The organism is Streptomyces sp. NPDC006610 (genome assembly GCF_040611575.1).
Taxonomy (GTDB): Bacteria; Actinomycetota; Actinomycetes; order Streptomycetales; family Streptomycetaceae; genus Streptomyces.
On record NZ_JBEXOP010000006.1, the window covers coordinates 215,746 to 225,223 of the forward strand.

General features: G+C 73.9%; 11 protein-coding genes and 1 pseudogene. 9 read left to right on the plus strand and 3 right to left on the minus strand.

What is annotated here, in order from left to right:
• From ABZY13_RS07580 to ABZY13_RS07610, 7 genes are read left to right on the plus strand one after another with little or no spacing between them, the layout of a single operon-like run.
• Positions 1 to 267: a gas vesicle protein GvpG gene (locus ABZY13_RS07580; protein ID WP_356627945.1), complete on the plus strand. Its 267-nt coding sequence runs from the start codon at positions 1 to 3 to the stop codon at positions 265 to 267.
• Complete coding sequence (locus ABZY13_RS07585) at positions 264 to 836, plus strand: DNA primase (protein WP_356627946.1); 573 nt, start codon at positions 264 to 266, stop codon at positions 834 to 836. Before ABZY13_RS07580 ends, ABZY13_RS07585 begins: the two co-directional genes overlap by 4 nt.
• On the plus strand, positions 833 to 1,960 hold the full coding sequence (locus ABZY13_RS07590; RefSeq protein ID WP_356627947.1) for an SRPBCC family protein: 1,128 nt from the start codon (positions 833 to 835) through the stop codon (positions 1,958 to 1,960). Before ABZY13_RS07585 ends, ABZY13_RS07590 begins: the two co-directional genes overlap by 4 nt.
• Entirely contained in the window at positions 1,957 to 2,334 is a 378-nt protein-coding gene (locus ABZY13_RS07595) for a gas vesicle protein (protein WP_356627948.1), read from the plus strand. The genes ABZY13_RS07590 and ABZY13_RS07595 overlap by 4 nt, the downstream gene beginning before the upstream one ends.
• Positions 2,331 to 3,122 (plus strand): GvpL/GvpF family gas vesicle protein, encoded by a 792-nt coding sequence (locus ABZY13_RS07600; protein ID WP_356627949.1) that lies wholly within the window; start codon positions 2,331 to 2,333, stop codon positions 3,120 to 3,122. Before ABZY13_RS07595 ends, ABZY13_RS07600 begins: the two co-directional genes overlap by 4 nt.
• Positions 3,119 to 3,307, plus strand: a complete 189-nt coding sequence (locus tag ABZY13_RS07605) for a gas vesicle protein (protein ID WP_356627950.1) — start codon at positions 3,119 to 3,121, stop codon at positions 3,305 to 3,307. The genes ABZY13_RS07600 and ABZY13_RS07605 overlap by 4 nt, the downstream gene beginning before the upstream one ends.
• Positions 3,304 to 3,588 (plus strand): gas vesicle protein K, encoded by a 285-nt coding sequence (locus ABZY13_RS07610; protein ID WP_356627951.1) that lies wholly within the window; start codon positions 3,304 to 3,306, stop codon positions 3,586 to 3,588. The genes ABZY13_RS07605 and ABZY13_RS07610 overlap by 4 nt, the downstream gene beginning before the upstream one ends.
• Before the next feature lie 64 nt (positions 3,589 to 3,652).
• On the opposite strand, the gene ABZY13_RS07615 is transcribed toward ABZY13_RS07610, so the two are convergent.
• Complete coding sequence (locus ABZY13_RS07615; RefSeq protein ID WP_356627952.1) at positions 3,653 to 4,480, minus strand: methyltransferase domain-containing protein; 828 nt, start codon at positions 4,478 to 4,480, stop codon at positions 3,653 to 3,655.
• A gap of 74 nt (positions 4,481 to 4,554) precedes the next feature.
• Positions 4,555 to 6,078: a phosphatase PAP2 family protein gene (locus ABZY13_RS07620; protein ID WP_356627953.1), complete on the minus strand. Its 1,524-nt coding sequence runs from the start codon at positions 6,076 to 6,078 to the stop codon at positions 4,555 to 4,557.
• A 114-nt stretch (positions 6,079 to 6,192) separates the two neighbouring features.
• Between ABZY13_RS07620 and ABZY13_RS07625 the strand changes: the two genes are divergently transcribed.
• Positions 6,193 to 7,812, plus strand: coding sequence for an ATP-binding cassette domain-containing protein (locus ABZY13_RS07625; RefSeq protein WP_356627954.1), 1,620 nt, complete (start codon positions 6,193 to 6,195; stop codon positions 7,810 to 7,812).
• A gap of 49 nt (positions 7,813 to 7,861) precedes the next feature.
• Here ABZY13_RS07625 and ABZY13_RS07630 read toward each other — a convergent pair whose 3' ends face one another.
• A complete protein-coding gene (locus ABZY13_RS07630; protein ID WP_356627955.1) occupies positions 7,862 to 8,992 on the minus strand; it encodes a Vms1/Ankzf1 family peptidyl-tRNA hydrolase in 1,131 nt (376 codons plus the stop codon).
• Between the two features lie 87 nt (positions 8,993 to 9,079).
• Between ABZY13_RS07630 and ABZY13_RS07635 the strand changes: the two are divergent.
• Positions 9,080 to 9,295 (plus strand): annotated as a pseudogene (locus ABZY13_RS07635) (DUF6158 family protein); the annotation flags it as partial.
• Between the last annotated feature and the right edge of the window lie 183 nt (positions 9,296 to 9,478).

A 9,478-nucleotide genomic window follows, 5' to 3' on the forward strand; every position in this document is an offset into this window, starting at 1 on the left:
ATGGGACTGATCTCGGAGGTGCTGCTGCTGCCGTTCGCACCGGTGCGCGGCAGCGCCTGGGTCATCGGGCAGGTGCTCCAGGAGGCCGAGCGGATCTACTACGACCCGGCCACCATCCGGGCCGAACTGGCCCGCCTGGAGAAGCGGCTGGAGGCCGGGGAGATCACCGAGGAGGAGTTCGACCGGCAGGAGGACGACCTCCTGGACCGGCTGGAAACGGCGGCGCGCGACGACAGCGCGGGAACGGGCAAGTGGACGACACCATGAACCGAGTGGGACTGGGCCTCGCCATAGGGGCTGGATACGTCCTCGGACGGACGAGGAAACTGAAACTGGCGGTCGCCGTCGGCGGCCTCGTGGCCGGCAAGCGGTTGAACCTGACTCCGCGGGCGGTGACCGGGCTCGTCGCCGAACAGCTGCGGAACAACCCGCAGTTCAAGGAGATCGGCGACCAGCTGCGCCAGGACCTGCGCGGCATGGGCAAGGCGGCGTCCGGCGCGATGGTCGAACGGCAGCTCGACGGACTCGCCGACCGGCTGCACGGCCGTACCGCCCAGGTGCGCGAGCAGCTGACCGGCGGCCCGGCGCGGCGGGACCGGGACGACGATGCCGACGACGGCCCGGAGGACGCCTACGACGCCGGGGACGGCGTCGACGACGAGAGCGGCGAGGAGGACGAGCCACGCCCCCGGCGGTCGGCGGGCAGGGCCGCGAAGAAGGCCCCCGCCCAGCGCGCGGCCAAGACGGCGAAGGCGGCCAAGAAGGCGCCCGCGAAGAAGACGGCCGCGGCCAGGGGCAGCAGGGCCCGGCTGCCGAAGGGAGGCGACGACGCATGACGGAGACCCTGGGACGGACGGCCTCCGCGGCAGGCGGAGCCGCCAAGAACCCCCTCACCGGCGTGGCCCGCAGCGAGGCCGCGGACCGGGTCAAGGCGGAGTTGCAGGAGTACCTCGCCGCCCAGGCCCAGCGCATGCTGACGGGCGTCGGCCGCAAGCTCGGCGAGACCACGGTCAGGCTCAACGACATCGCCGACGGCAAGAGCCCCGGCTTCGCCAGGCTCGCGCGGGACGGCGGGCGCAAGATCGCCGAGGGCAAGGGCCCGCTGCGCTCCGCCGTGGAGCTGGGCGCCTCCCGCGCCAAGGACAACGTGGTCGGCGCCCTGAAGAACCTCGGCGGCGGCAAGGGCGGCCGCAAGAAGGGGTCGGGCCGCAAACCGACCGTGATCATGGAGCAGATCGACGTCGGCGTGCCGCTGCGCACCGCCTACGACCAGTGGACGCAGTACCAGGACTTCAGCACCTTCGCCAAGGGCGTCAAGAGCGCGAACCGCGCCGACGACACGACGTCCGACTGGCAGGCGAAGGTCTTCTGGTCCAACCGCAGCTGGAAGGCGAAGACCACCGAGCAGGTGCCGGACGACCGGATCGCCTGGTCCTCCGAGGGCGCCAAGGGCACCACGCGCGGCGTCGTCTCCTTCCACCCGCTCGCCGAGAACCTCACCCGGGTGCTGCTGGTCGTCGAGTACTACCCGCAGGGCCTCTTCGAGAAGACCGGCAACCTCTGGCGCGCCCAGGGCCGCCGGGCGCGGCTGGACCTGAAGAACTTCGCCCGCTTCATCACCCTCAAGGGGGAGGCGGAGGACGGCTGGCGGGGCGAGATCCGCGACGGCGAGGTCGTCCGTTCCCACGAGGACGCGCTCGCGGACGAGGACGCGGATGCGGACGCGGACGACCGGTACGAGGATGAGGAGCAGGACCGGACGGACGAGGCGGACGACGCGGAGGCCGCGTACGACGACGAGGCCGATGCCGAGCCGGACGCCGAGGCCGAGACGGAGCCGTACGACGAGGCCGAGGCCCCGGAGGAAGCCGACGCCGAGTACGAGGACGACGAGTACGTGGACGAGGAGGGCGCCGACGACACGGAGGACGAGGACGCCGAGGCGGGGAGCCGTCGATGACGACCGCGAGCCGGCTGCCCGACCCCTACGGTCACGGCAGCGGCGCGAACCTCGCAGACATCCTGGAGCGCGTCCTCGACAAGGGCGTGGTGATCGCCGGTGACATCCGGATCAACCTGCTCGACATCGAACTGCTCACCATCAAGCTGCGGCTGATCGTCGCCTCCGTCGACAAGGCGAAGGAGATGGGCATCGACTGGTGGGAGGACGACCCCGCGTTGTCCTCCAAGGCCCGCCGCTCCGAGCTGGCCCGGGAGAACGCCGAGCTGCGGGAGCGGCTGGCCCGCCTGGAGGCCCTGGAGTCGCCGGACCGCAGCGGCCACGACCGTGAGGTCCATGAGGTCCTGGACGTGCGTGAGGAGGACAGGCCATGACGACCGGACTGCGCTACGTCTACGCCGTGTGCCGCCCCTTCGAGCAGCCGCTGCAGTGCCAGCTCACCGGCGTCGCGGGGGAACCGCCCCGGCTGTTGCACCACGGCGGCCTGGTCGCCGTCGTCAGCGTGGTCCCGCAGCGGGACTTCGCGGAGGAGCCGCTGCGGGCCCATCTGGAGGACCTGGACTGGCTCACCGCGACCGCCCGCGCCCACCAGGGCGTGATCGACGCGCTCACCACCGTCACCACACCGCTGCCGATGCGCCTGGCCACCGTCTTCCGGGACGACAGCGGCGTCAGGACGATGCTGGAGGCCCGCGAGCGGGACTTCCAGCGCACACTGGACCGGCTGGAGGGCCGGGTGGAGTGGGGCGTCAAGGTGTACGTCGAGTCCGCGCCGGCCGAGCAGCCGGCGTCCGGGCGGGACGAGGACCCGGCGCAGGCGAAGCCCGCCTCGGGGCGCGACTACCTGCGTCTGCGCAGCCGCCGGCTCCGGGAGAGCGAGGACGGCCTCCAGCAGGCGGAGCGGTTCGCCGAGCGCCTGCACCGGACGCTCGCCGAGCACGCCGAGGACGTCCGGCTGCACCCGTCGCAGAACCCTGCGCTCTCCGGCGTTGCGGGCCGCAACGTGCTCAACGCCGCGTATCTGGTGCCGCGCGCCCGCTCGGAGGAGTTCGTGGAGATCGTGGACCGGACGAAGGACGAGTCGCCCGCCGGCGTGCCCGGCCTGCGCGTCGAGCTGACCGGCCCCTGGGCGGCCTACTCGTTCGCCGGGGAGAAGCCGTGACCGTCGTCGAACGCCGTGAGATCGCCCTCGTGGACCTGCTCGACCGGCTGCTCGCCGGCGGTGTCGTCATCGCCGGCGACATCACCCTGCGCATCGCCGACGTCGACCTGGTCCGCATCGACCTCAACGCCCTGATCAGCTCCGTCAACGAGAACGTGCCGTCGCCGTGGGGTGATCCGACGTGACCGCCCGCCGAGGCCGCGTGGAGTTCGAGCCCGACACCGTCGAGCGGGACCTGATCAAGCTGGTGCTGACCGTCGTGGAACTGCTGCGCCAGCTCATGGAACGGCAGGCGCTGCGCCGCTTCGACCAGGGCGACCTCAGCGAGGAGCAGGAGGAGCGGATCGGGCTGACGCTGATGCTGCTGGAGGACCGGATGGCCGAGCTGCGCGACCGCTACGGCCTGCGCCCCGAGGACCTCAACCTGGACCTCGGACCGCTCGGCCCCCTGCTGCCCCGGGAGTGACCGGGGCGGCAGGGTGCCCGGGAACGACCGGTCTGCAGCCGCGGATCGGGAGCGGAATCGGCAGTCAGCGGCCGTCGTCCTCGCGGCACAGGATCTCGCCGTGCAGGACCGCGAACCAGCCGTCGTCGCACTCGCCCCACGCCCGCCACGCCGCCTCGATCTCCCGCAGCCGTGCCGCATCGGCCCGGCCGCCCTCGGTGGCGCGGCGGGCGTAGGCGGACTCCACCGTGCGGTCCGCCCACAGCCCGCTCCACCACGCCCGCTCGTCCGGCGTCGAGAAGGTCCAGGTGCTGGACGTGGCCGTGACGTCGGTCAGCCCGGCCTCCAGCGCCCACGCCTTCAGCCGCCGCCCCGCGTCCGGCTCGCCGCCGTTGGCGCGGGCGACCTCGCGGTACAGGTCCAGCCAGTCGTCCAGGCCCGGCGAGGCGGGGTACCAGGTCATCGCCGCGTAGTCCGCGTCGCGCACGGCGATGTGGCCGCCGGGCCGGGTGACCCGCCTCATCTCGCGCAGCGCCTGCACCGGATCGCCGACGTGCTGGAGCACCTGGTGGGCGTGGACGACGTCGAAGGAGTCGTCCGGGAAGTCGAGGGCGTGCACGTCCGCCACCGCGAAGTCCGCGTTGACCAGTCCCCGCCCGGCCGCCTCGGCCCGCGCCCGCTCCAGGATCTCCGGCGCCCGGTCGACGCCGGTGACCCGGCCCTCCGGCACCAGGGCCGCCAGGTCGGCGGTGATGGTGCCGGGCCCGCAGCCGACGTCCAGGACCTTCATGGCGGGTTTCAGCACGCCCAGGAGATGGGCCGCGGAGTTGGCGGCGGTGCGCCAGGTGTGCGAACGCAGCACGGATTCGTGGTGTCCGTGCGTGTAGACGGCGGTCTCCCGAGCCTTCGGCATGGCCGTACCCCTTCTCGTCGTGACGACTGATCGTCACGGTACGCGCGTGCCGAATGCTGAGACATATGATTTCACTATGCGGACTGACGGTTCGTCGGCCAAACGTGCGCGTGAGGCAGCGGCCGGTACACCACCAGCGCCTCCGGAAGCTTCTCCAGCGTCACCTCGCCCGCCACCTCGGTGACTTCTCCGTCGTGGGCGAGCAGCGTGCCCGGCTCCACGCCGGACAGCCGCAGCCGTGCGACCTGGACCGCGGCGTGGGCGGGGGAGCGGGTGAGCGGGCCGGCGAGGGCGGCGGCCAGCAGCCGCAGCGCCGGGCGACGGCCGCCGTGCACCACGCGCACGTCGAGCTGACCGTCGGCCAGGTCGAGGCGGCGCGCGGGGGCGAGCCCCATCCGGCGGTAGGTGCCGTTGCCGGCGAACAGCAGCCACAACGGCCGGGTGCGTCCGCCGACCTCGACCTCCAGCGGATGCCGGTCCGCGCTCAGCACCCGCAGCGCCGCCAGCACGCCCGCGGGCCAGCTGCCGATCCGTTCCGCCCAGCGCTCCCGCTCGCGCACCAGCTCCGGATAGACGCCGAGGCTGCAGGTGTTGACGAAGACGCCCTGCTTGTCGCCGCAGACGAACCGGCCCATGTCCACCCGCACGGCCTCGCCCCGCTCGACCGCGCGCACGAAGGACCGGACGTCCTCCACGCCGAGGTCGTAGGCGAAGTGGTTGAGCGTGCCGCCCGGCAGCACCGCGAGCGGCAGCCCGTGCCGCAGGGCGGTCCCGGCGGCGGCGTTCACCGTGCCGTCGCCGCCGCAGACGCCGAGCACCCGCGCCCGCGCCGCCGCCTTCTCCAGGGCGTCGCCCACCTCGTCCGCCGCGCACTCCACGATCTCCGCCCGTGGCAGGGCGTCCCGCACCGCGCGCACCCGGTCGGCGCTGCCCGCCGCCTTGTTGGCCACCATCACCAGCCCCTCGCCCTCGGGCAGCGCCGGGACGTCCGCCCGCGGCCGGGCCGGCGGCGCCACCTGGGCCCGGCCGGGCGCGAGACCCCGTACGACGTACGCGGCGCCCACGCCGAGGGCCGCGCCCGCGAGGACGTCGCTCGGGAAGTGCACGCCGGTGTAGACGCGGGACATCGCCACCGAGAACGCCACCGGCGCCACGGCGGCGCCCCAGGCGGGCGACTCCATGGCCACGCCGGCCGCGAAGGCCGCCGCCGAGGCGGAGTGGCCGGAGGGGAACGACGTGGTGATGGGCTGCCGCTTGAGCTGCCGCACGGCCGGCACGGGGTCCAGGACGGGGCGGGGGCGGCGCACACTGCGCTTGCCGACGGTGTTGATGGTGGCGGACGCCAGGGCCAGCGAGGCCAGGCCGCGCGCGGCGGCGCGTCGGCCCCGAGGGGTACGGCTCGCCGCCATCACGGCCGCGGCGGCGAACCACAGCACACCGTGGTTCGCGCTCCGGCTCAGCCGCGGCAGCACCGGCCCGGCGGCGGGCCAGTGCCGCTCGGCGGCGAACTCGAACAGACGGCTGTCCAGGGCGAGGAGCTTGTCCCGCAGAAGATGAGGACCGGGCTCGGGGAGGGTGAGGTCGACGTCGGGGCTCATGACAGTGCTGATACCCGGAGACGGCGGTTTGGTGTCCGCGCGGGCCGTCCCGGCCCTCGTCCGCACGGATAAGGGTTTGCCGGGCGACCGGCCCCGCCCGCAGAATGCCACCCCATGGGAGATCTGGAAGCCGCGCACCTCGAGTACCACCTCCCCGACGGGAGGACGCTGCTCGGCGACGTCTCCTTCCGGGTGGGCGAGGGCGCCGTGGTCGCCCTCGTCGGGCCCAACGGCGCCGGCAAGACGACCCTGCTGCGGCTGATCTCCGGCGAGCTGAAACCGCACGGCGGCACGGTCTCCGTCAGCGGCGGCCTCGGCGTGATGCGGCAGTTCGTCGGGTCGGTGCGGGACGAGACGACGGTGCGGGACCTGCTGGTGTCCGTCGCCCCGCCGCGCATCCGGGAGGCCGCGCGGGCCGTCGACGCCGCCGAGCACGCCGTCATGACCGTGGACGACGAGGCCGCCCAGCTCCGGTACGCGCAGGCGCTGTCCGACTGGGCCGAGGTACGCGGCTACGAGGCGGAGACGCTGTGGGACATGTGCACCACGGCCGCGCTCGGGGTGCCGTACGAGAAGGCGCAGTGGCGGCAGGTGCGGACGCTGTCCGGCGGTGAGCAGAAGCGGCTCGTGCTGGAGGCGCTGCTGCGCGGCACCGACGAGGTGCTGCTGCTCGACGAGCCCGACAACTACCTCGACGTGCCCGGCAAGCGCTGGCTGGAGGAGCGGCTGAAGGAGACCCGCAAGACCGTCCTGTTCGTCTCCCACGACCGGGAACTCCTCGCCCGCGCCGCCGAGAAGATCGTCTCCGTGGAGCCCGGCCCGGCCGGGGCCGACGCCTGGGTGCACGGCGGCGGGTTCGCCACGTACCACGAGGCCCGGCGCGAGCGCTTCGCCCGCTTCGAGGAACTGCGCCGGCGCTGGGACGAGAAGCACGCCCAGCTGAAGAAGCTGGTGCTGAACCTGCGCCAGGCCGCCGCCGTCAGCCACGAGATGGCCTCCCGGTACGCCGCCGCCCAGACCCGGCTGCGCAAGTTCGAGGAGGCGGGCCCGCCGCCTGAGCCGCCGCGCGAGCAGGACATCCGCATGCGCCTGAAGGGCGGACGCACCGGGGTACGCGCGATCACCTGCGCCGGCCTGGAGCTGACCGGCCTCATGAAACCCTTCGACCTGGAGGTCTTCTACGGCGAACGCGTCGCCGTCCTCGGCTCCAACGGCTCCGGCAAGTCGCACTTCCTGCGCCTGCTGGCCGGCGAGGACGTCGCCCACACGGGGGAGTGGAAGCTGGGCGCGCGGGTCGTGCCCGGCCACTTCGCGCAGACCCACGCCCACCCGGAGCTGACCGGCCGCACGCTGCTCGACATCCTGTGGCGCGAGCACGCCCAGGACCGGGGCGCGGCCACGTCCCGGCTGCGCCGCTACGAGCTGACCGCCCAGGCCGAACAGACCTTCGATCGTCTCTCGGGCGGTCAGCAGGCCCGCTTCCAGATCCTCCTGCTGGAGCTGGAGGGCGCCACCGCCCTGCTGCTCGACGAGCCGACCGACAACCTCGACCTCGATTCCGCCGAGGCGCTCCAGGAGGGCCTGGAGGCCTTCGACGGCACCGTCCTCGCGGTCACCCACGACCGCTGGTTCGCCCGCTCCTTCGACCGCTACCTGGTCTTCGGCAGCGACGGCCGGGTCCGCGAGACGCCCGAGCCGGTGTGGGACGAGCGCCGGGTGGAACGGGCGCGCTGACGCCCGGCGGGGCGGGCCGGCCCCGGGTCAGGTGGGTGCCGTCAGGCCGTCAGGCCCAGCGCAGCAGCGCGCCCATCCCGCCCACCGGGACGTCCTGGTCCTGCCGGTGCTCCTCGCCCTCCAGGGCCGGGGCCAGGGAGATCGCCGGAGCGCCGGTGGCCACCGCGGAGCGGATCAGGGCGTCGTCCGCGCGGGCCGACCAGGAGTTCTGCTCGCCGAGGATCTTCAGTTCCGTACGGCGCACCGCCAGCTGGTCCGGATCCTCGCCGATCCACACCTCCCGGTGCGTGTCGGCGCCGTCCGGTCGGATCACCAGTTCGTCGATACGGTGCTCCCGCGCCGCCTCCACCAGCGCCGGCACGCCCTCCACGGCCGCCGCGCGCCCCTCGGCGTCCGGCGCCCGCGCGGCCAGGAACCGCTCCAGCTCCGTCTGCGCCAGCTGCCGCGCGTGGGCGGCCCGGGCCTCCTCCACATCGGCGTCCAGCAGCCTGCTGCCCGCACCGTGCCGGGCCTCGACCACCCGGTCGTGGAGCCGCTTGGGCAGCCGTTCGTGCACCGACCGCCGCTCGCGGTCCTCGCCGACCAGGATCAGCAGGTCGGCCCGCGTCTCCTCCTGGCAGACGGCGAGGGCGTCGGCGATCTCCGCCGCGTTGTGCTCCCAGGTGTTCTCCACCCGCAGCTGGAAGTGACGCTCCGACCAGTCGACGCTGCTCGTGCGGTGGATCGGCCACTGGCGTCCGGTCACCGACCCGGCCTGCTCCCTGGTGATCGCGGAGCGCAGCTCGAAGTCGGCGCCCTTGCGGTCGACGTAGGCCACGACGCAGAGGGTGTCCTCGCCCTCCAGGTCCAGCAGCGGGGCGACGCGCGGCAGCGGCGCCCACTGGGCCCAGCTGCCGCCCTGCGGCGGGCGGGTCAGCGACGGATCGAGGACCACTTCACCCGCGCGGGCGAACAGGGCCCGGCCGTGCGGCTCGGACGAGTGGCGCAGCTCCTCCAGCGCGTCGCGGACGGCTTGGCAGGTGGCCTCGTCGGCGCCCTGCGCGCGCAGGTCCCGCGCCATCGCCTCCGCGGTCAGATGCCGCTCGTGTGCCATGTCCTCCGCGTGCCGGGAGAGGTCGACGTACACGGAGGCCCAGGGGCCGGGATGTTCGTACAGTGGATTCAGGAACGCGAGATCCATGGCTCCCTCCCGGATGCCGCTCGGGGGTAGTGCTTGCCGGGCGGGTACCCGTACCGCACGAATGAACACGACGAGCGGGGCACCACGATGACCGGAGTCGAACCCGACCGGCTGGACGACCAGCAGCTCATGAAGGAGCTGGAGACCATCCACCGCACGCGCCACGACACGCTGCTGCACGGCTCGAACGACGCGCTGCGCGCCCACAACGAGCGCATGGCGCAGCTGGAGGGCGAGTATCTGCGCCGCAACCCGGACCGCTTCGTCGCCCCGGGCCGCACCCGCGACGGGGCGCGAGAGCGGGAGCCGGACGGGACGCGCGAGCGGGAGACGCCGGTGGGGAAGTGGGGCTCCGGGGACGCGGGCGGCGGCCCGGGCGGAGGCCGCGCCCAGCGGTCGTAGACGGTCGCAGAGCCGCGGGGGGGGGGGGGGGGGGGGCCGCCCCCCCCCCCCCCCCCGCCGCCCCCCCCCCCCCCCCCCCCCCCC